Source organism: Klebsiella sp. LY (assembly GCF_004010915.1).
GTDB classification, from domain to species: Bacteria; Pseudomonadota; Gammaproteobacteria; order Enterobacterales; family Enterobacteriaceae; genus Klebsiella; species Klebsiella quasipneumoniae.
This window is the reverse complement of record NZ_CP022444.1, coordinates 1,341,229-1,361,817: the sequence shown is the minus strand read 5'-3', so window position 1 is coordinate 1,361,817 and position 20,589 is coordinate 1,341,229. Positions and strand designations below refer to the sequence as shown.

Here is a 20,589-nt window from a genome sequence, read left to right as displayed (position 1 = left end):
ACGCTGCTGGCGGCGCTATGGCTGGCGACCTGGTGGGCGGTGACGCTGCCATGATTGAACTGGAACAATTGGTAACCGGCTATGGCGGGGCGGCGATCACCCCTCCGCTGAGCGGGATGATATGTCCCGGCAGCCTGACGGCAATCGTTGGTCTCAATGGCTGCGGAAAATCGACCCTGCTGAAAACCCTCGCCGGGTTTCTTCCGCCGGTCAGCGGCCGCCTGCGCTGGCAGGGAAAGCGGCCGGTGATTGGCTGGCTGGCACAGCGCCATGCCCTCGAGTCACAGTTTCCTCTCAACGTGCAGGATGTGGTGAGTCAGGGCGCATGGCCCGGCGTGTCGCTGCTGCGCGGTCTGAGCGGCGATACCCGGCGACGCATCGGCGCGGTGCTGGAGCGGGTCGGGCTGGCGAGCCTGGCGAAAACCCCGATCGAAGCGCTCTCCGGCGGCCAGTTTCAGCGCATGCTGTTTGCCCGGGTGATGGTGCAGCGGGCGCCGCTGGTGATGCTCGACGAGCCCTTCACGGGTATCGATGAAGCGACCAGTCGCGAACTGATGGAGCTGATCCTCGACATGCACCGGCAGGGGCAAACCATCCTGGCGGTGCTGCATGATAACCAGCGGGTAGCCGACTTTTTTCCGGAGGCGCTGCTTTTAACCCGCCAGCGCGCCTGCTGGGGTGCCACCCGGGCGGTTCTCCCGGCCTTCAGCCAGGCGAGGTCAGCATGATCTGGCACACCTTCTTTCAACCTTTTATTGAATTCGGCTTTATGCGCCGGGCGCTGGTGGTCTGCCTGGCGCTGTCGCTAAGCACCACCATGCTGGGCGTCTTCCTGTTGCTGCGGCGCATGAGCTTGATGGGCGACGCGCTGTCGCACGCCATTCTCCCCGGCGTGGCGGTGGGCTATCTGCTGAGCGGCATGTCGCTGCTGGCCATGACCGTGGGCGGCTTTGTCGCCGGCATCGCGGTCGCGCTGGTGGCGGGATGGGTGAGCCGGCGGACGCCGTTAAAAGAGGACGCCAGCTTTGCTGGATTTTATCTGGGATCGCTGGCGCTGGGCGTCACTCTGGTGTCGCTGCGCGGCTCCAGCGTCGACCTGCTGCATCTGCTGTTTGGCTCCATTCTGGCGGTGGATCGTGACGCGGCGCTGTTTGTCAGCGGCGTCGCCAGCCTGACGCTGTTGTGCATCGCGCTGTGCTACCGCGGTCTGGTCAGCGAGGCGTTCGACAGTGCCTGGCTGCAGGTGAATAACCGCCGGCTGCCCGCGGTGCTGCATGGGCTTTTTCTGGCGCTGCTGGTGCTTAACCTGGTGGCGGGATTTCAGGTGCTCGGCACGCTGATGGCGGTAGGGGTGATGATGCTTCCGGCGGTTGCCGCGCGCTGCTGGGCGCGAACGCTGCCGGGCATCCTGCTGCTGGCGGCGCTCTCCGGCGCGCTCTGCGCCTGGCTGGGTTTGAGTCTCTCCTGGGCGGCCAGTCTTCCCGCCGGGCCCGCCATAGTGCTGACCGCCAGCGCGCTGTTTTTTATTTCGCTGTTTTTTGGCACGCGCAGCCGACTGCTGGTCGGCTGGCGCAAATTGATGGGGTAAGGAAATGATGAAACGTAGTGCAATAGTGGTCGCGCTGGCCTTCGGCCTGATGGCGCAGGGGGCGATGGCGAAAACGCTGAATGTGGTAAGCAGTTTTTCAGTTCTGGGTGATATGGTGCAGCAGGTTGGCGGGGAGCATGTCCATGTGGATACCCTGGTCGGCCCGGATGGCGATCCGCACACCTTCGAGCCGTCGCCGAAGGATAGCGCGCTGCTCAGCAAGGCCGACGTGGTGGTGGTTAACGGCCTGGGACTGGAAGGCTGGCTGGATCGCCTGATTAAGGCCTCTGGTTTTAAGGGCGAGCTGGTGGTGGCGTCGAAGGGCGTCAAGACCCATACCCTCGATGAAGACGGCAAAACGGTGACCGATCCCCACGCCTGGAACAGCGCAGCGAACGGCGCATTGTATGCGCAGAATATCCTCGATGGTCTGGTGAAAGCCGACCCGGAAGATAAAGCGGCGTTGACCAGCAGCGGCAAGCGCTATATCGACCAGCTGACGGCCCTCGACGGCTGGGCGAAAGGGCAGTTCAGCGCCATTCCGCTGGCCAAGCGCAAGGTCCTGACCAGCCATGACGCTTTCGGCTATTTTGGCCGCGCTTATCACGTAACCTTCCTCGCGCCGCAGGGGCTCTCTTCAGAGAGCGAGGCCAGCGCGGCGCAGGTGGCGGCGCTGATTAAGCAAATCAACGCGGACGGCGTCCATACCTGGTTTATGGAGAACCAGCTTGACCCGCGGCTGGTGAAGCAGATTGCCAGCGCCACCGGCGCGCAGCCCGGCGGAGAACTCTATCCTGAGGCGCTCTCCGCCCCGGGGGGCGTCGCGGATAGCTATGTCAAAATGATGCGTCATAACGTGGCGCTGATCGCCGCCAGCATGAAGTAAGCGTGCGATTTCTCATCCCGGCGCCGCCGGGATGATTCATTTTGGATGTCCCCTCGTAAATTCCACACCTCGTCCCCATATCTCTGTGGAAAGTGCTATCTTTGATGGCCTCTTTATCCGGAGCAAAGCGGGGCGATAATGACCGATTCAGAATTAATGCAGCTAAGCGAGAAGGTCGGCCGGGCGCTGCAGGCGCAGGGCGCGACGGTGACCACGGCGGAATCCTGCACCGGTGGCTGGATAGCGAAAGCTATCACCGATATTGCCGGCAGCTCAGCGTGGTTTGAACGCGGTTTTGTGACTTACAGCAACGAGGCCAAATCGCAAATGATCGGCGTCAGCGAAGCGACGCTGCGGGACAACGGCGCGGTGAGCGAACCGGTGGTGGTGGAGATGGCGATCGGCGCGTTGCGCGCCGCGCGCGCGGACTATGCCATCTCGGTTAGCGGCGTCGCCGGGCCGGATGGCGGCAGCGACGAAAAGCCGGTCGGGACGGTGTGGTTTGGCGTCGCCAGCGTTAGCGGACAAGGGGTGACGCGGCGGGAATGCTTTGCCGGAGACCGCGAAGCGGTACGTCGTCAGGCGACGGCCTACGCGCTCAATCTGCTCTGGCAACAATTTCTACAAAAGACTTGATACTGTATGACTATACAGTATAATTGCCTCAACTGAACAAATATTAACGGCGAAGCGAACACGCTTCACCCTGCATGATTAGGAGTAACAATGGCGATCGACGAAAACAAACAGAAAGCGTTGGCGGCTGCACTGGGCCAGATCGAAAAGCAATTCGGTAAAGGCTCCATCATGCGCCTGGGTGAAGACCGTTCTATGGACGTAGAAACCATCTCCACCGGCTCGCTTTCTCTGGATATCGCGCTGGGCGCCGGCGGTCTGCCAATGGGCCGTATCGTCGAGATCTACGGGCCGGAATCCTCCGGTAAAACCACCCTGACGCTGCAGGTTATCGCCGCAGCGCAGCGCGAAGGTAAAACCTGTGCGTTCATCGATGCGGAACACGCGCTGGATCCGGTCTATGCGCGCAAGCTGGGCGTGGATATCGACAACCTGCTGTGTTCTCAGCCGGATACCGGCGAGCAGGCGCTGGAAATCTGTGACGCGCTGGCGCGCTCCGGCGCGGTTGACGTTATCGTCGTCGACTCCGTCGCGGCGCTGACGCCGAAAGCGGAAATCGAAGGCGAAATCGGCGACTCTCACATGGGCCTCGCGGCGCGTATGATGAGCCAGGCGATGCGTAAACTGGCGGGTAACCTGAAGCAGTCCAACACGCTGCTGATCTTTATCAACCAGATCCGTATGAAAATCGGCGTGATGTTCGGTAACCCGGAAACCACCACCGGCGGTAATGCGCTGAAGTTCTACGCCTCCGTGCGTCTGGATATCCGTCGCATCGGCGCGGTGAAAGAGGGCGACAACGTCGTCGGTAGCGAAACCCGCGTCAAAGTGGTGAAGAACAAGATTGCGGCGCCGTTCAAACAGGCTGAATTCCAGATCCTCTACGGCGAAGGCATCAACTTCTTCGGCGAGCTGGTTGACCTTGGCGTGAAAGAGAAGCTGATTGAGAAAGCGGGCGCCTGGTACAGCTACAACGGCGACAAAATTGGTCAGGGCAAAGCGAACGCTATCACCTGGCTGAAAGAGAACCCGGCGGCGGCGAAAGAGATTGAGAAGAAAGTGCGCGAACTGCTGCTCAACAACCAGGACTCTACGCCGGACTTCGCCGTTGACGGCAACGATGCAGAAGAAACGGAACAAGATTTCTGATATTGTCTAACAGAGTGATAAAGGGCTGCTTATGCGGCCCTTTTGCTTTTTTTAGATTATTGAGGTGCCTGTGACTGAACCTTCATCACGCCGCTCCGGCTACGCCCGCCTGCTGGACCGCGCTATCCGCATTCTGGCGATGCGCGACCACAGCGAACAGGAGCTGCGTCGCAAACTGGCTGCTCCGGTAATGAGCAAAAATGGCCCCGAGGCGCTGGACGTCACCCCTGAAGAGCTGGAGCAGGTGGTTGCCTGGTGTATCGAAAACCGTTATCTCGACGATAATCGTTTTGTCGGCCAGTTCATCGCCAGCCGGAGCCGCAAAGGCTATGGCCCCGCGCGCATTCGTCAGGAGCTCAGCCAGAAAGGCATTGCGCGCCAGGCCGTGGAACAGGCGATGCGCGAATGCGACATCGACTGGGTGAGCCTTGCCAGGGCGCAGGCGCAGCGTAAATACGGTGAACCGTTACCCTCCGCCTTTGCTGAGAAAGTGAAAATCCAGAGATTCCTGCTGTACCGTGGCTACCTGATGGAAGATATCCAGGAAATCTGGCGAAATTTTGCAGATTGACCCATCCGGGATTTTACTTCGCCGTAAAGAAAACTTATCTTATTCCCACTTTATTCCGTCGGGCCGCTGGTTGTGACAGTGCAGGCAGCGTCCTGGGCGATTATTCCTTTACACAAAATCATTCAAGCTGCATCAGGGCGGCAAGAGAGACTATCTTCCGCAACGCACGTCAGTTCGGTGCCGGAAGAGCAAGCGCAGCCAGGACAGAGGCGACTTGAAGGATGACGTGTAGCTTGATTTCAGGATAATTATGAGCAAGAGCACCGCTGAGATCCGTCAGGCGTTTCTCGACTTTTTCCATAGCAAGGGACATCAGGTAGTTGCCAGCAGCTCCCTGGTGCCGCACAACGATCCGACCCTGCTGTTTACCAACGCAGGGATGAACCAGTTCAAGGATGTCTTCCTTGGTCTCGACAAACGTAATTATTCGCGTGCGACCACCGCGCAGCGTTGCGTGCGTGCGGGTGGTAAACACAACGATCTGGAAAACGTCGGTTACACCGCGCGTCACCACACCTTCTTTGAAATGCTGGGCAACTTTAGCTTCGGCGACTACTTCAAGCAGGATGCCATCAAATACGCGTGGGAGCTGCTGACCGGTGAGAACTGGTTCGCGCTGCCGAAAGAGAAGCTGTGGGTCACCGTTTACGAGACCGATGACGAAGCATTCGACATCTGGGCCAATGAAGTAGGCGTCCCGCGCGAGCGAATCATCCGCATCGGCGACAACAAAGGCGCGCCGTTTGCTTCAGACAACTTCTGGCAGATGGGCGACACCGGTCCGTGCGGTCCGTGCACCGAGATTTTCTTCGACCATGGCGATCACATCTGGGGCGGCCCTCCGGGAAGTCCGGAAGAAGACGGCGACCGCTACATTGAGATCTGGAACATCGTCTTCATGCAGTTCAACCGTCAGGCTGACGGTACCATGGAGCCGCTGCCGAAGCCGTCCGTCGACACCGGTATGGGCCTGGAGCGTATTGCCGCGGTGCTGCAGCACGTTAACTCAAACTATGACATCGACCTGTTCCGCGATCTGATCGCCAGCGTGGCGAAAGTCACCGGCGCCACCGATCTGACGAACAAGTCGCTGCGCGTTATTGCCGACCACATTCGCTCCTGCGCCTTCCTGATCGCTGACGGCGTAATCCCGTCGAATGAAAACCGCGGCTATGTGCTGCGCCGCATCATTCGCCGCGCGATCCGTCACGGCAACATGCTGGGCGCGAAGGATACCTTCTTCTGGAAACTGGTTGCCCCGCTGATCGCCGTGATGGGCTCCGCCGGCGAAGAACTGAAGCAGCAGCAGGCTCAGGTTGAGCAGGTGCTGAAAACCGAAGAAGAGCAGTTCGCCCGTACTCTGGAGCGCGGACTGGCGCTGCTGGATGAAGAGCTGTCGAAGCTGAAAGGCGACACCCTGGATGGCGAAACCGCCTTCCGTCTGTACGACACCTACGGCTTCCCGGTCGACCTGACCGCGGACGTCTGCCGCGAGCGCAACATCAAGGTTGACGAAGCCGGCTTTGAGGCCGCCATGGAAGAGCAGCGCCGTCGCGCGCGCGAGTCCAGCGGTTTCGGCGCTGACTATAACGCGATGATCCGCGTTGACGGCGCCTCTGAATTTAAAGGTTACGATCATCTGGAGCTGAACGGCAAAGTGACTGCGCTGTTCATCGATGGCAAAGCGGTGGATAGCGTCAGCGCGGGTCAGGAAGCGGTAGTGATCCTCGACCAGACCCCGTTCTATGCGGAGTCCGGCGGCCAGGTGGGCGATAAAGGCGAACTGAAAGGCGCGGGCTTCTCCTTCGCGGTCAGCGACACGCAGAAGTACGGCCAGGCCATTGGTCATATCGGTAAAGTCGCCAGCGGCTCCCTGAAAGTGGGCGACGCGGTGCAGGCCGATGTGGACGAGGCTCGCCGTCAGCGTATCCGCCTGAACCACTCCGCGACGCACCTGATGCACGCGGCGCTGCGCCAGGTGCTCGGCACACATGTGGCGCAGAAAGGCTCGCTGGTCAACGATAAAGCGCTGCGCTTTGACTTCTCGCATTTCGAAGCGATGAAGCCGGAAGAGATTCGTGCAGTGGAAGATCTGGTCAACGCGCAGATCCGTCGTAACCTGGCTATCGAAACCAACATTATGGATATCGATGCCGCGCGCGCATCCGGCGCCATGGCGCTGTTCGGCGAGAAATACGATGACCGCGTCCGCGTGCTGCGGATGGGCGACTTCTCCACCGAACTGTGCGGCGGGACTCACGCGGCGCGTACCGGTGATATCGGCCTGTTCCGTATCACGTCTGAGTCCGGTACCGCCGCTGGCGTGCGCCGTATCGAAGCGGTGACCGGTGAGGGCGCGATGGCCATGCTGCACGCGCAGAGCGATCAGCTCAGCGATATCGCACAGCTGCTGAAGGGCGACAGCCACAATCTCGGCGAGAAAGTTCGCGCCGCGCTGGAGCGTACCCGTCAGCTGGAAAAAGAGCTGCAGCAGCTGAAAGAGCAGGCTGCGGCGCAGGAGAGCGCAAACCTCTCCAGCAAAGCGGAAGAGATTAACGGCGTTAAGCTGCTGGTCAGCGAGCTGGCCGGCGTGGAGCCGAAGATGCTGCGCACCATGGTTGACGATCTGAAGAACCAGCTGGGTTCGACGGTTGTGGTGTTGGCTACGGTCGCAGACGGTAAAGTTTCCCTGATTGCCGGTGTGTCTAAGGATGTGACAGATCGCGTCAAGGCTGGGGAGCTGGTTGGTATGGTCGCTCAGCAGGTGGGCGGTAAAGGGGGCGGTCGTCCGGATATGGCGCAGGCCGGTGGTACCGATGCGTCTGCTCTCCCTGCAGCGTTAGCCAGTGTGAAAGGCTGGGTCAGCGCAAAACTGTAATAACTATAAACGCATATACCCTAAATAATTCGAGTTGCAGGAAGGCGGCGACACAGCGAATCCCCAGGAGCTTACTCAAGTAAGTGACTGGGGTGAGCGAAGAAAACCAACACACATGCAACTTGAAGTATGGCGGGTTTAGGTGCCGTAACCTCAGGGAAATGGCACCTTGCGCGAGAAACACCGATAACGATAAAGTCGGGTTGAAATTGTGTATATCGGCTAAACTTAGGTTTAACAGAATGTGATGCCATGACTGCTTATACCGTAAGGTATTTGTCATTGCTTACTTTTTGGCGTTATATGATGGATAATGCCGGGATACGAGAGACCCGACTCTTTTAATCTTTCAAGGAGCAAAGAATGCTGATTCTGACTCGTCGAGTTGGTGAGACCCTCATGATTGGAGATGAGGTCACTGTGACAGTTTTAGGGGTAAAGGGTAACCAGGTTCGTATTGGCGTAAACGCCCCTAAAGAAGTATCTGTACACCGTGAAGAGATCTACCAGCGTATTCAGGCTGAAAAATCCCAGCAGTCCAGTTACTAAGGTTTCCGCGCCTCGCTGTTCAGTGAGGCGCATCACTTACCGCCGCTTTTTCCCTTTTTCTGTTTCTTCCCCCTGCACCATACCGCTTTTCATTACCCTTTGCCGCTTTGGTCGTTTGGCATTATGCCAGCGTCAGGGCTGATTTCCTGTTGATAAATTGCCCTTTTTGCCGTTTTTGCACGCGAATTGCGTGCGAAGTGTGCAAACGAAAAAAGGTCTCGAAAAAGTGTTTGACTTATAAGTACCAGAAAGTAATATGTGCGCCATCGCAGCGACGAAGAGCAGAAACAAGTTCTTCGAAGCACTCGAAAGAGGCGTGTGTGGTGAGGTGGCCGAGAGGCTGAAGGCGCTCCCCTGCTAAGGGAGTATGCGGTCAAAAGCTGCATCCGGGGTTCGAATCCCCGCCTCACCGCCATTTTGCATCCGTAGCTCAGCTGGATAGAGTACTCGGCTACGAACCGAGCGGTCGGAGGTTCGAATCCTCCCGGATGCACCATCTTCTTTCTGAATTAAGAGAGAAGAGCGCTGTGAAAGCAGCGGCCCGCAGTGCGAGGCATAATCGAGTCACTCTACCGATTAGGCCGTCATACTCAGTGTGGCATGTGTTAGTTGTGACACTGACGCGTAGTAAAGCAAGTTTCCCGATGCATCCGTAGCTCAGCTGGATAGAGTACTCGGCTACGAACCGAGCGGTCGGAGGTTCGAATCCTCCCGGATGCACCATTCTTTAATAAGAATGGCAAATCGCGAAATTTGATATCAGAATTACAGCAGTAATCCCGATGCATCCGTAGCTCAGCTGGATAGAGTACTCGGCTACGAACCGAGCGGTCGGAGGTTCGAATCCTCCCGGATGCACCATATTCTCCTTAGTAACAGCAACATTGTTGTTATCTGGTTTGCGAAACCATCGTAAGTGCCAGGAGAGTAACCCCGCAGTAAAATAGCTTTTCCGATGCATCCGTAGCTCAGCTGGATAGAGTACTCGGCTACGAACCGAGCGGTCGGAGGTTCGAATCCTCCCGGATGCACCATATTCTCCTTAATAACAGCGACGATGTTGTTTTATGGTCTGCGAAATCATCGCCAGCACCAGGGAGGATAACGTTGCGTAAGCAACGGCCCGAAGGGTGAGGCGAAGCCGAATCATCCTCCCGGATGTACCATATTCTCCTCAGTAACAACGACGATGTTGTTACATAGGCTGCGAAATTATCGCAGCACCCGTTCTGAATGCATCATCTTCACTCTTCTCTCACCATCCCGATAACCGCGTTTTCCATCGCCAGTTTCATCCTGACTTTTTTATTGGCAAGCCGCGCTTTCCACTATAATTTATCCTTGTATATCAGCGTTATCAGGCTGAGATAAATGCAAGGAGAGAAATCCATGAAATGGTTCAAAGCAATACCTGCTTTTTGCGCAACGCTGCTGGTGGCGACTGCCCTCGCTGGCTGTGCGGGATCGGCTACAAAGGAGAGTACGGGCGGCTATATTGACGATACCGTGGTGACCACCAAGGTGAAAACGGCGCTCTTTAACGATAAAGACATCAAGTCCTCTGAAATCAGCGTCCAGACCTTTAAAGGCCGCGTCCAACTGAGCGGATTTGTCTCCTCCGCGGAAAGCGCTAAACGGGCGGTGGAAGTCACCCGTCGGGTGCAGGGCGTGCGAATGGTCGAAAACGATCTGCGAATTAAATAAGGCCGCCTATCCGGTCTGATGCCTGAAGGCGCCTGTGGGCGCCTTTGTCGTCTGCGCCGCTGGCCGCGACAACGACCGGCTTTTGCGTTACAGTAACCATTCATTAACCGGTTGGTGAGAAGACGATGTACGAAGGTTACGCAGGACTGATCTTTGATATGGATGGCACTATCCTCGATACCGAGCCGACCCATCGTCAGGCATGGAATGAGGTGCTGGGCCGCTACGGTATGCGTTTCGACGAACAGGCGATGGTTGCCCTCAATGGCTCACCGACCTGGCGGATTGCCCAGGCGATTATTGAACTCAACCAGGCGGATCTCGATCCACATCGCCTGGCGCAGGAAAAAACCTTGGCCGTTAAGGCGATGCTGCTGGAAAGCGTACGTCCATTGCCGCTGATCGAGGTGGTCAAGGCGTGGCACGGCCGTCGCCCGATGTCGGTCGGCACCGGTAGCGAAAGCGCCGTCGCCGAAGCGCTGCTGGCGCACCTGGGCCTGCGTCATTACTTCTCCGCGGTGGTGGCGGCCGATCATGTGGTCAACCATAAACCCGCGCCCGATACCTTCCTGCTGTGCGCCGAGCGCATGGGCGTCGCGCCGGAAAAATGCGTGGTCTTCGAAGATGCCGACTTTGGTCTGCAGGCAGCGAAGCGCGCGGGAATGGACGCTGTAGACGTGCGTTTGCTGTGAGCGATGCGCTGTCACTCCTCTCGCTGTTTGCCAGTAGCTTTTTAAGCGCCACGCTACTTCCCGGCAATTCGGAGGTTGTGCTGGTGGCTATGCTACTTGCGGGGGTCAGTCATCCGTGGTGGTTAGTATTAATAGCAACAATCGGCAATAGCCTTGGAGGGGTAACTAACGTTATTCTGGGGCGCCTGTTTCCGCTGCGTAAAACCTCGCGCTGGCAGGAGCGGGCGGCCGGCTGGCTTAAGCGCTACGGCGCGGTTACGCTGTTGCTGAGCTGGGCGCCGGTTGTCGGCGATTTACTGTGTTTGCTGGCGGGATGGATGCGCATTTCCTGGGGACCGGTACTCTTTTTCTTATGCCTTGGAAAGGCGCTGCGCTATATCGTCATTGCAGCAGCGACGCTTCAGGGCATGACGTGGTGGCACTAATTGGACTGACAGTTCATCCATTACAATTATGCTTATTCAAACGATTTCGACAGGCGGGAGGTCAAATTGATCCCGGACGTATCACAGGCGCTGGCCTGGCTGGAAAAACATCCGCAGGCCCTGCAGGGTATTCAACGTGGTCTGGAGCGGGAGACGCTGCGCGTGAACGCAGACGGCACCCTTGCAACGACCGGTCACCCTCCGGCGTTAGGCTCAGCGCTGACGCATAAATGGATTACCACCGATTTTGCCGAAGCTTTACTTGAGTTCATTACGCCAGTAGATGGCGATATTGAGCATATGCTGACCTTTATGCGCGATGTCCATCGCTATACCGCGCGTCAGCTTGGCGACGAGCGGATGTGGCCGCTGAGTATGCCATGCTATATCGCCCCCGGTCAGGATATTGAGCTGGCGCAGTACGGCACCTCTAACGTGGGGCGCCTGAAAACGCTATATCGCGAGGGGTTGAAGAACCGCTATGGCGCGCTGATGCAGACTATCTCCGGCGTGCACTATAACTTCTCCCTACCGATGGCCTTCTGGCAGGCTAAATGTGGTGTGGAAGACGCTGAGAGTGGTAAAGAGGCCATTTCGGCGGGCTATTTCCGCTCAATTCGTAACTACTATCGCTTTGGCTGGGTGATCCCGTATCTGTTCGGCGCCTCGCCGGCGATTTGCGCTTCGTTCCTGCAAGGAAAGCCGACGACGCTGCCCTTTGAGGAGACGGGCAACGGCATGTATTACTTGCCGTACGCCACCTCGCTGCGCCTCAGCGACCTTGGTTATACCAATAAGTCGCAAAGCAATCTCGGAATTACGTTTAACGATCTGCACGAGTATGTGGCAGGATTGAAGCGCGCGATTAAAACGCCGTCGGAAGAGTACGCCAAAATCGGGCTGGAAAAAGACGGTAAGTATCTGCAGATCAACAGCAATATCCTGCAGATTGAAAACGAACTCTATGCGCCGATCCGCCCGAAACGCGTCACCCGTCGGGGCGAAACCCCGTCCGATGCGCTGTTGCGCGGTGGTATTGAGTATATCGAAGTGCGTTCGCTGGATATCAATCCCTTCTCGCCGATCGGCGTAGACGCCCAGCAGGTGCGTTTCCTCGATCTGTTTATGGTCTGGTGCGCGCTGGCCGACGCGCCGGAGATGAGCAGCGATGAGCTGCTGTGCACCCGCACCAACTGGAATCGGGTGATTCTGGAAGGGCGTAAGCCGGGCTTAACGTTGGGCATCGGCTGCGAAAGCGCGCAGTTCCCGCTGGCGCAGGTGGGTAAAGATCTGTTCCGCGATTTACGCCGTGTAGCGCAGACGCTGGACAGCATTCACGGCGGCGAGGCCTATCAACAGGTCTGCGATGAGCTGCTGGCCTGTTTTGACGATCCGGAATTAACCTTCTCAGCCCGCATTCTGCGTTCTATGATTGAAGAAGGGATTGGTGGAACCGGCCGTGCGCTGGCCGATCGTTACCGGACCCAGCTGCGTGAAGAGCCGCTGGAGATCCTGAGCGAAGAAGATTTCATCGCCGAGCGTGACGCGTCGGTGGCGCGACAGAAGAAAATAGAAGCGGAAGACAGCGAGCCGTTTGAGGCGCTGTTGGCGCGGCACGCGTAGCGGTCGAAGCGCTGGAAAAGAAAAAGGCCACATCACTGTGGCCAAACTTTCATCTCTGATTCAGGGATGATGATGATAATAAATGCGCGTCTTTCATATACTGAGACTCGCGGCTGAACAAAGAGTTCATTTTATTTTAAAAAAATTCACTCCCGGAGGTGACGAATGCCGTTGTTAGATAGTTTCACAGTCGACCATACCCGAATGGAAGCCCCAGCGGTGCGTGTCGCGAAGAAAATGAACACGCCGCATGGCGATGAAATCACCGTATTCGATCTGCGCTTCTGCGTGCCGAACCAGGAAGTGATGCCGGAGCGCGGTATCCACACCCTCGAGCACCTGTTCGCCGGCTTTATGCGCGATCACCTGAACGGGAATGGCGTGGAAATTATCGACATTTCGCCGATGGGCTGCCGCACCGGGTTCTATATGAGCCTGATTGGTACGCCGGACGAGCAGCGCGTCGCCGACGCCTGGAAAGCGGCGATGGCCGACGTGCTGAAGGTGAAAGATCAGAACCAGATCCCGGAGCTGAACGTCTACCAGTGCGGGACCTACACCATGCACTCGCTGGAAGAGGCGCAGGAGATCGCTCGTCATATCATCGAGCGCGATGTGCGCATCAACAGCAACGACGAACTGGCGTTGCCGAAAGAAAAACTGCAGGAACTGCACATCTAGTGCTTCCGCCGCGGCCCGACGCCTGTCGCCGGGCCGCTTTCCCGACGCCGCCATGACGACGACCACCACCTTCTCCTTTCAGCACCGCCCGCTGGTGCCCTTTGCCCATGATTATGCTCACGGTGACCAGGAAGACTGGCATCAGCATGACTGCGCCCAGCTGCTGCATATTTTAAGCGGCGTGGTGCGGGTGGCGACGCCGGCAGGCTACTGGGTGGTGCCGCCCGGGCGCGGCGTCTGGCTGCCGGCGGGAACGCCGCACGCGCTGCGCATGACCGGCAACGTGGCGGCGCGAACGCTGTTTATCGATCCGCTGGCGCGCGCCGATCTTCCGGCGGGGTGCCAGATCGTACAGATCACGCCCCTGCTGCGGGAACTGATTGTCTCCTCCCTGGCGCTGGCCGAGCGTTATGCCCGCGCCAGCCGCGACGAACGGATTTATGAGCTGATCCTCGATGAGATCCGCGGGATGGCGATCCTGCCGTTTGGCCTGCCGGAGCCGCAAAGCGAAACGCTGCGCCGGCTGTGCCAGCAGGTGCGCGAGGCGCCGGGCGACGTCTGGAGCAGCAGCCAGGCGGCGAAGGCGTGCAGCATGAGCGAGCGAACCCTGAACCGCCATTTTCAGCAGCAGACTAGCCTGACGTGGCGCGAGTGGGTGCGCCGGGCGAAGCTAATGGAAGCGCTGATTCGCCTGGCGCAGGGCCACTCCGTGCTGCGGGTGGCGCTGGAGCTGGGCTACGGCAGCCACAGCGCCTTCAGCGCCATGTTTCGTCGGGTGATGGGCGTCGCCCCCAGCGACTATTTTCGTCCCCCGGCCTGATCGGCGGCGCTGAGCGCATTGCACAGCGCCTGCAGCGAGGCGCGCGCCACGTCATTATCGATACCCACGCCCCAGTAGCTTTCTCCTTGCGGAAAAACGCAGCGGATATAGGCCACCGACCGGCTGTCGCTGCGCGCGCCGAGGGTATGCTCATGATAGTCCTTGATCATAAACGGTTGCCGAAACAGCGCGCTGAGGCCGCTGGCTGCGGCGGAGAGCAGGCCGTTGCCCTGGCCCTGCAGGCGTCGGGTTTCGCCGTGGTGACGCAGCGTTGCCTGCAGGGAAAGCTGGCCATCCTGCTGGCTGGCGCTCTGATAATCGACCAGCGTCAGCGCAGACTGCGTCTGCAGCCCGTAGCGCGTGCGGAACAGCTGCCACAGCGCATGGTGGGTCATCTCTTTGCCGTCGCTATCTGTGACCTGCTGAACGTGCTGGCTGAAGTCCTGCTGCAGCCCGCGGGGCAGCTTCAGGCCATGATTTTGTTCGATAAGCCAGGCGCTGCCGCTTTTCCCCGACTGGCTGTTGACGCGGATCACCGCCTCATAGCTGCAGCCAATATCCTGCGGGTCAATCGGCAGATAGGGCATCCGCCACGGGTCGCCAGGCTGACGGGCATCAAATCCTTTTTTGATCGCATCCTGATGAGAGCCGGAGAAGGCGGTGTAAGCCAGACTTCCCGCCCACGGGTGGCGCGGGTGAACGGGGATCTGATTGCAGTTTTCCACCACTTCCACCACCCGGTTCATCTGCTCGAAGCGAAGCTCAGGGTCGATGCCCTGGCTGTAGAGATTCATCGCCAGCGTCACCAGACAGACATTGCCGGTGCGTTCGCCGTTGCCAAACAGGCAGCCTTCCACCCGGTCGGCACCGGCCATCACCGCCAGCTCGGCGCTGGCGACGCCGGTGCCGCGGTCATTGTGCGGATGCACGCTGATGCAGACTTCGCCGCGGCGGGAGAAGTGGCGGCAAAAATATTCGATCTGATCGGCATAGACATTCGGGGTGTTGACTTCCACCGTCGCCGGCAGATTGACGATCATCGGTCGCTCGGCGCAGGGCTGCCAGACATCCGCCACCGCTTCGCAAATCTCAAGCGCAAACTCGGGCTCGGTGAAGCAGAAGGTTTCAGGCGAATATTCATATTGCCAGCGGGTCTCTGGCTGCTGTTCGCACTGCTGACGGATAAGCCGGGTGGCGCGGGTCGCGAGGGCGATCACCTCGGCCTTGTCCATGCCGAAAACCAGCTCGCGGAACAGCGGCGCGGTGGCATTGTAGAGGTGGACGGTGGCCCGGCGGGCGCCGCGCAGCGCCTCAAAGGTGCGCAGGATCAGCGGGTCTCGCGCCTGGGTCAGCACCTGGATAGTGACATCCTCCGGGATGCGCTGTTCGTCAATCAGCTGGCGGACAAAGTTGAAGTCGGTTTGTGAAGCGGAAGGGAAGGCGACCTCAATCTCTTTAAAGCCGCACTCCAGCAGCAGATCCCAGAACTGCAGTTTGCGGGCGCTGTCCATGGGCTCGGCCAGCGCCTGGTTGCCGTCGCGCAGGTCAGTCGACAGCCAGCGTGGGGCGTGGCTGATTTGCCGGTCAGGCCAGCGGCGGTCGGGAAGGGCGATCGGCGGATAGGGACGGTACTTTTCAGCAGGATGGCTCAGCATAGTGTTCTCCTTAATAGTCTGCCTTTATCCTGCCCGAGCGCCGGCGGGCGGGCTTTCGCAAACGAGACAGAAACTAGCGAGAACTGGACAACCTGAAGGCGTAAAAAAGGGACCCGCAGGTCCCTTAATGTGAGGCTTAGTGCGCGCCGCCGCCGCCGCCGCCGGCGCTGAACGGGGGTCTGGCGAACCATACCAGTCCCAACAGCAGGATGAAAATGGCCGCTGAGATCCAGAAGATTTCGTTGGCAGAGATAATCAGCCCCTGGTTGGTTATCTGCTGTGCTATCCAGCCGGACGCCTGTTGCTGCGTCATTCCCATCCCCTGCAGCTGATCGTAGATCTGCTGCGCGTTGGGGTTGAACGGCGTCACCGATTCGGTGAGCTGCGCATGGTGCAGCGCCTCGCGGTTGGTCCACAGGGTGGTGGTGATCGAGGTCCCGATGGAGCCAGCAAGGGTACGGGTGAAGTTCGACAAGCTCGACGCCGCCGCCAGCCGCTCCGGCGGCAGGCCGGAAAGGGTGATGGTGGTCAACGGCATGAAGAAGCAGGCCACCGCGAAGCCCTGGATAAACTGCGGCCACGCCGAGGCGCCAAAGTCCATCCCCGGTTCGAAGGTCCAGGCGCGCCAGTAGAAGCAGACGGCGTACATGATAAAGCTGAAGGTAACCAGCCGCCGCATATCGAGCTTATGCGCAAAGCGGCCGATAATCGGCGACAGAATGACCGGGATCACCCCCACCGGCGCTGACGCCAGGCCGGCCCAGGTCGCAGTGTAGCCGTAGACCTCCTGCAACAGCTGCGGCAGCAGCACGATGGCCCCGAAGTAGAGCATGTAGGCCAGGCTGATGCAGAGGCAGCCGATGGTGAAGTTGCGCGACTTAAACAGCGACAGATCGACAATCGGGTTGTCGTCGGTCAGCTCCCAGACGATCAGGAAGCTTATCGCCACCACCGCCACGATGGTCAGAATGATAATTTCATTGGAGGAGAACCAGTCCAGCTCTTTGCCCCGGTCCAGCATCACCTGCAGACTACCGATACCGATGATCAGCAGCGCCAGGCCGACGCCGTCGATACGCCGCTGTTCGGTTTTGGTTTCCCGGTTGCGCAGGGTCTGCAGGGTCATCAGCACCACCGCCACGCCAATGGGCACGTTGATAAAGAAGATCCATCCCCAGTGGTAGTTATCGCTGATATAGCCGCCGAGGATCGGGCCGCAGATGGGAGCGACGATCACCGTCATCGACCACAGCGCCAGGGCGATAGAGCGTTTCGCCGGCGGATAGTTGCTGAGCAACAGACTTTGCGACAGCGGGATCAGCGGCCCGGCAACAATCCCCTGAATGACGCGGAAGAAGATCAGCATCGTCAGGCTGTTGGAGACGCCGCAGGCCCAGGAGGCGATGGCGAAAGCGGTGGTGGACCACAGGAACAGCTTCACCTCGCCCACGCGCTTGGCCAGCCATCCGGTGATCGGAATGGAGATGGCGTTAGCGACCCCGAACGAAGTGATGACCCAGGTCCCCTGGCTCAGCGATGAGCCAAGGTTACCGGCGATGGTCGGGATCGCCACGTTGGCGATAGTGGAATCCAGCACCTGCATGAACGTCGCGAGCGACAGCGCAATGGTCATGATGACCAGCTGCGCGCCTTCCAGCGGTTTTTGCTGTTGCATTACACTCACCCCGAATTATCCGGCGTTGGCCTGAATGATCTCGTCTATCAGCTTATTGACCGGATCGAGAGCGATTTCGCGGGCGTTGCTCTCGTAGACCGGGGAGCTCCGCACCTGGCTTGCCAGCATTTCGCCATCGCGATCGGTGGTGTTAACTTCTACCAACGTCGAGAGGCCGATGCGCAGCGGGTGTTCCGCCAGCTGTTTTTCATCCAGCTCGATGCGGACCGGCAGACGCTGTACCACTTTGATCCAGTTACCGGTGGCGTTCTGCGCCGGCAGCAGGGAGAAGGCGCTCCCGGTCCCCATATCCAGACCAACCACCTTGCCGGTGTATTTCACGTCATCGCCATAGATGTCGCTGATCACCGTGGCCGGCTGGCCGATGCGCATATGCGCCAGCTGGGTCTCTTTAAAGTTAGCGTCGATCCACAGGTTAGTTGCCGGAACCACCGCCATCAGCGGCGTGGTAGTGCCGATCTGCGCCCCTGGCTGTACCGAGCGACGGGAAACGTAGCCGCTAATCGGGCTGACGATCTGCGTACGCTGCAGGGCCAGCCAGGCGTTACGCACTTCGGTCGCCGCCTGCAGCACCGCCGGCTGCTGTTCCAGTTTGGTACCCAGCACGATCGCCTGGTTGGCGTTGTACTGCTGGATGGCCACGTCAAGCTCGGCCTGCGCGCTGGCGACGGTGTCGCGGGCGTGCTGCAGCTCTTCGCGGCCGATGAGGTTCGCCGCGCCCAGCGGGATACGGCGGTTCAGGTCAGCCTGCGCCTGGGCGAGGGCGGTCTTTTTGACGTCAATATTCGCCTGCAGCTGCTTGCTGTTGATCATCTGCTGACGGGTTTGACGCACGCTGGCGGCCAGCTGCGTCTTGGCTTTCTCAAACGCCTGTTGGGCATCGGTTTGATCGAGGGTGACCAGCGGATCGCCTTTCTGCACGTAGTCCGTGTTGTCAGCCCAGACTTTGGTCACGCTGCCCGAGACCTGGGCCATAATTTGTACCTGGTTCCCTGCCACGTAGGCATCGTCGGTCTCTTCGTAGTGACGCAGTACCAGAAACCAGTAAATCCCATATGCCACGGCAATAATAATGAAGAGCAATGTCAGCAACAGAAGGGCGCCTTTACGCTTCCCTTTTTTGCTGCCTGGTTGCTGCGGGGTTTGGCTCTCCGCATTTGCGCTCATGTTATTCTCCACGATCTTATTATTTCACATCGGCTGAGCCGACCTGTTTATCAGAAAGGCCAGCAGAGATCTGCTGGCCTGGCTGTTTTCCTTGCAACGTAAAAATGGGCTGAGCGACGCCGCCCTTAGCGTAGAGAGTCCGCCAGCACGCCTTCTTCTTCCATCTGGTCAAGGCGGCTCAGGAGTTTGCGGGTAATATGTTCGAGCTGATCTTTTTCGCTGGTGCTGAGTGAAGACCACAGCTGATGCAGGCAGTTATGCTGCGGCGGCAGGACTTCACGCAAAAACTGATGGCCCTTTTCGGTCAGCTGCAGATGCAGACAGCGACGATCGTTATCGCTCTCGCGGCGTTCAATCCAGCCGCGTTTTTCCAGTTCATCAGCGATACGGGTGGCGTTGGTACGCGACGAGCCCAGCGCACAGCTCAGCTCGGACGGCTGAATGCTGTGGTTTTCCTGCGACTCCAGCGTAATCAGCGCCATAAATAATGTCTCGTTAATTCCCTGCGCTTTGAGCATTTTATTGCGATTTTCCAGCAGCTTACCTTGCATATGCATGCAAAGACGAGTTAACAGAATCTCCTGGAACGGGAAATCTTCATGGCGGCTGGCGCGGAACTTGAGCATTTGCTCAATGGGAGTAAACGAACTATCCATTTGGGTATGACCTCATTAATTACAGCCGATATAATAACTATTGTGACAAATAAATCAAATGAATTATTGACCAAAATTGATACGTAAAGCTTAGAGCCCGCTGGCGATTTTCCAGGCCAGACCGTAGGCCAACGCCGACAGTAGGGTCGGGATAATAATGCTGCGGGTTTTCCAGAAGGCGCCCCCCAGCACCAGGAAGCCGATCAGCGTCGGCGCCAGACGATGGGCATCGGCGAGGATCTCCGGCACGCTGGAGACCACCAGCAGCGCGCAAATCGAGGCGATACCGATGGTATCCAGCAGCACGCTGACCGGGCCACGGCGGGCAGGCCGGGCATGGCCCGCGCGCAGACGCAGGGGAAGATAGCGAAACAGATAGTTCACGCCGCCGACAATCACCCCGAGCAGAAGGACCTCACTGTTCATCCGGCATCCCCTTCAGCATGGCCTGGACCAGCGCCGTCAGACACCCGCAGACAATTCCGGCAAGAATCGCCGCCGGAATGGAAAATAACAGAATGCCGCCCAGGGCGCCCGCCAGCGCCGCGGTGACGCACAGGGATTGCTGGCGCTGGAAAGAGGCCAGCAGGAAGCTCATAAACAGCGCCGGCAGCATAAAGCCGAGCGCGGCTTCCACCGCCGGATAGTCCACCAGCAAACCGTTGCCGGACCAGGCGCCGGCCAGCGTGCCGCACACCCAGGATGCCCACGAGGTGAACGCGAGACCGAGCATCCAGTTTTCGCTCCAGCGGCGGTGGTCGCGAACCAGCCTGGCGGTGGCGGCGGCGAAAACCTCATCGGTCAGGCCGAAGGCCCAGAGGGCGGTTTTCTTTTTGTTCAGCGCGGTATGGATGCGGCTGCGCAGCGAGGGGCCATACAGCACGTGGCGTACGTCCATCGCCATCACCGTCAGGGCGGCGACCCACAGCGAACTGCCGGCGGCCAGCATGGCGGTGATCACAAACTGGCTGGCGCCGGCGTAAATAATGCAGGAGAAAAACAGGCTTTCCAGCGGGGTGAAACCCAACCGGGTGGCATTGAGTCCGAAGGCGAATGCCACCGGAAGGTAGCTGATGACGATGGGGAGACTGTCTTTAATGCCTTCGCCGACGGTGGCGACACGTTCAGATAAGGCACAGGTTAAGGGCGCAGGGTTTTCCATATGAATAACTTATCGCTGGATCCATGTGAAGGTGGCAAATTGACCGATGTC

20 protein-coding genes and 5 tRNA genes are annotated in these 20,589 nt (G+C 58.8%); 19 read left to right on the top strand and 6 right to left on the bottom strand.

The annotated features are described in order from the left end of the window. Positions 1–17 precede the first annotated feature (17 nt). From CE636_RS09410 to CE636_RS09315, 19 genes are all read left to right on the top strand, one after another. Positions 18–728, top strand: coding sequence for a metal ABC transporter ATP-binding protein (locus CE636_RS09410; protein ID WP_017901378.1), 711 nt, complete (start codon positions 18–20; stop codon positions 726–728). Further along, positions 725–1,588 (top strand): metal ABC transporter permease, encoded by an 864-nt coding sequence (locus tag CE636_RS09405; protein ID WP_004205682.1) that lies wholly within the window; start codon positions 725–727, stop codon positions 1,586–1,588. Before CE636_RS09410 ends, CE636_RS09405 begins: the two co-directional genes overlap by 4 nt. A 7-nt stretch (positions 1,589–1,595) precedes the next feature. Continuing rightward, positions 1,596–2,474: a metal ABC transporter substrate-binding protein gene (locus CE636_RS09400; protein ID WP_004205683.1), complete on the top strand. Its 879-nt coding sequence runs from the start codon at positions 1,596–1,598 to the stop codon at positions 2,472–2,474. Between the two features lie 138 nt (positions 2,475–2,612). Continuing rightward, a complete protein-coding gene (gene pncC / locus CE636_RS09395) occupies positions 2,613–3,110 on the top strand; it encodes a nicotinamide-nucleotide amidase (protein WP_004205685.1) in 498 nt (165 codons plus the stop codon). A gap of 90 nt (positions 3,111–3,200) precedes the next feature. Beyond that, entirely contained in the window at positions 3,201–4,259 is a 1,059-nt protein-coding gene (recA, locus tag CE636_RS09390; RefSeq protein WP_004205686.1) for a recombinase RecA, read from the top strand. Positions 4,260–4,329: 70 nt separating this feature from the next. Beyond that, the gene (recX, locus tag CE636_RS09385) at positions 4,330–4,830 is read left to right on the top strand and encodes a recombination regulator RecX (protein ID WP_004205687.1); all 501 of its coding nucleotides are present in this window, start codon (positions 4,330–4,332) and stop codon (positions 4,828–4,830) included. Between the two features lie 250 nt (positions 4,831–5,080). Continuing rightward, positions 5,081–7,708 carry an alanine--tRNA ligase gene (alaS, locus tag CE636_RS09380; protein ID WP_017901380.1) on the top strand — a complete coding sequence of 876 codons (2,628 nt, stop codon included), beginning with the start codon at positions 5,081–5,083 and terminating at the stop codon, positions 7,706–7,708. Between the two features lie 363 nt (positions 7,709–8,071). Continuing rightward, positions 8,072–8,257, top strand: a complete 186-nt coding sequence (csrA, locus tag CE636_RS09370; RefSeq protein WP_000906486.1) for a carbon storage regulator CsrA — start codon at positions 8,072–8,074, stop codon at positions 8,255–8,257. A gap of 322 nt (positions 8,258–8,579) precedes the next feature. Next, a tRNA-Ser gene (locus tag CE636_RS09365) sits at positions 8,580–8,672 on the top strand. A 4-nt stretch (positions 8,673–8,676) separates the two neighbouring features. Further along, positions 8,677–8,753: transfer RNA gene (locus tag CE636_RS09360), tRNA-Arg, on the top strand. A gap of 150 nt (positions 8,754–8,903) precedes the next feature. Beyond that, positions 8,904–8,980 (top strand) — tRNA-Arg (locus tag CE636_RS09355). A 61-nt stretch (positions 8,981–9,041) separates the two neighbouring features. Continuing rightward, positions 9,042–9,118 (top strand) — tRNA-Arg (locus CE636_RS09350). Between the two features lie 96 nt (positions 9,119–9,214). Next, a tRNA-Arg gene (locus CE636_RS09345) sits at positions 9,215–9,291 on the top strand. 355 nt (positions 9,292–9,646) lie between these two features. After that, a complete protein-coding gene (locus CE636_RS09340) occupies positions 9,647–9,961 on the top strand; it encodes a BON domain-containing protein (protein WP_004205689.1) in 315 nt (104 codons plus the stop codon). 125 nt (positions 9,962–10,086) lie between these two features. After that, positions 10,087–10,653, top strand: a complete 567-nt coding sequence (yqaB, locus tag CE636_RS09335; RefSeq protein ID WP_017901449.1) for a fructose-1-phosphate/6-phosphogluconate phosphatase — start codon at positions 10,087–10,089, stop codon at positions 10,651–10,653. Continuing rightward, complete coding sequence (locus CE636_RS09330; RefSeq protein ID WP_004205691.1) at positions 10,650–11,078, top strand: YqaA family protein; 429 nt, start codon at positions 10,650–10,652, stop codon at positions 11,076–11,078. Before yqaB ends, CE636_RS09330 begins: the two co-directional genes overlap by 4 nt. 66 nt (positions 11,079–11,144) lie before the next feature. Beyond that, positions 11,145–12,701: a glutamate--cysteine ligase gene (gshA, locus tag CE636_RS09325; protein ID WP_004205693.1), complete on the top strand. Its 1,557-nt coding sequence runs from the start codon at positions 11,145–11,147 to the stop codon at positions 12,699–12,701. A 165-nt stretch (positions 12,702–12,866) separates the two neighbouring features. Further along, positions 12,867–13,382: an S-ribosylhomocysteine lyase gene (gene luxS, locus CE636_RS09320; protein WP_004205694.1), complete on the top strand. Its 516-nt coding sequence runs from the start codon at positions 12,867–12,869 to the stop codon at positions 13,380–13,382. Positions 13,383–13,434: 52 nt separating this feature from the next. After that, positions 13,435–14,202 (top strand): AraC family transcriptional regulator, encoded by a 768-nt coding sequence (locus tag CE636_RS09315; RefSeq protein ID WP_017901450.1) that lies wholly within the window; start codon positions 13,435–13,437, stop codon positions 14,200–14,202. Here the strand turns inward: CE636_RS09315 and leuA are convergent. From leuA to CE636_RS09285, 6 genes are all read right to left on the bottom strand, one after another. Then, a complete protein-coding gene (leuA, locus tag CE636_RS09310) occupies positions 14,181–15,857 on the bottom strand; it encodes a 2-isopropylmalate synthase (RefSeq protein ID WP_017901451.1) in 1,677 nt (558 codons plus the stop codon). The genes CE636_RS09315 and leuA overlap by 22 nt on opposite strands. Before the next feature lie 136 nt (positions 15,858–15,993). Further along, complete coding sequence (gene emrB / locus CE636_RS09305; RefSeq protein WP_002914342.1) at positions 15,994–17,532, bottom strand: multidrug efflux MFS transporter permease subunit EmrB; 1,539 nt, start codon at positions 17,530–17,532, stop codon at positions 15,994–15,996. A 15-nt stretch (positions 17,533–17,547) separates the two neighbouring features. Next, positions 17,548–18,720 (bottom strand): multidrug efflux MFS transporter periplasmic adaptor subunit EmrA, encoded by a 1,173-nt coding sequence (gene emrA, locus CE636_RS09300; RefSeq protein WP_004205697.1) that lies wholly within the window; start codon positions 18,718–18,720, stop codon positions 17,548–17,550. Between the two features lie 125 nt (positions 18,721–18,845). Further along, the gene (gene mprA, locus CE636_RS09295; RefSeq protein ID WP_002914337.1) at positions 18,846–19,376 is read right to left on the bottom strand and encodes a transcriptional repressor MprA; all 531 of its coding nucleotides are present in this window, start codon (positions 19,374–19,376) and stop codon (positions 18,846–18,848) included. A 90-nt stretch (positions 19,377–19,466) separates the two neighbouring features. Beyond that, a complete protein-coding gene (gene ygaH / locus CE636_RS09290; RefSeq protein WP_004205699.1) occupies positions 19,467–19,802 on the bottom strand; it encodes an L-valine transporter subunit YgaH in 336 nt (111 codons plus the stop codon). Continuing rightward, the gene (locus CE636_RS09285; RefSeq protein ID WP_017900616.1) at positions 19,792–20,538 is read right to left on the bottom strand and encodes an AzlC family ABC transporter permease; all 747 of its coding nucleotides are present in this window, start codon (positions 20,536–20,538) and stop codon (positions 19,792–19,794) included. Before CE636_RS09285 ends, ygaH begins: the two co-directional genes overlap by 11 nt. Positions 20,539–20,589: the final 51 nt, after the last annotated feature.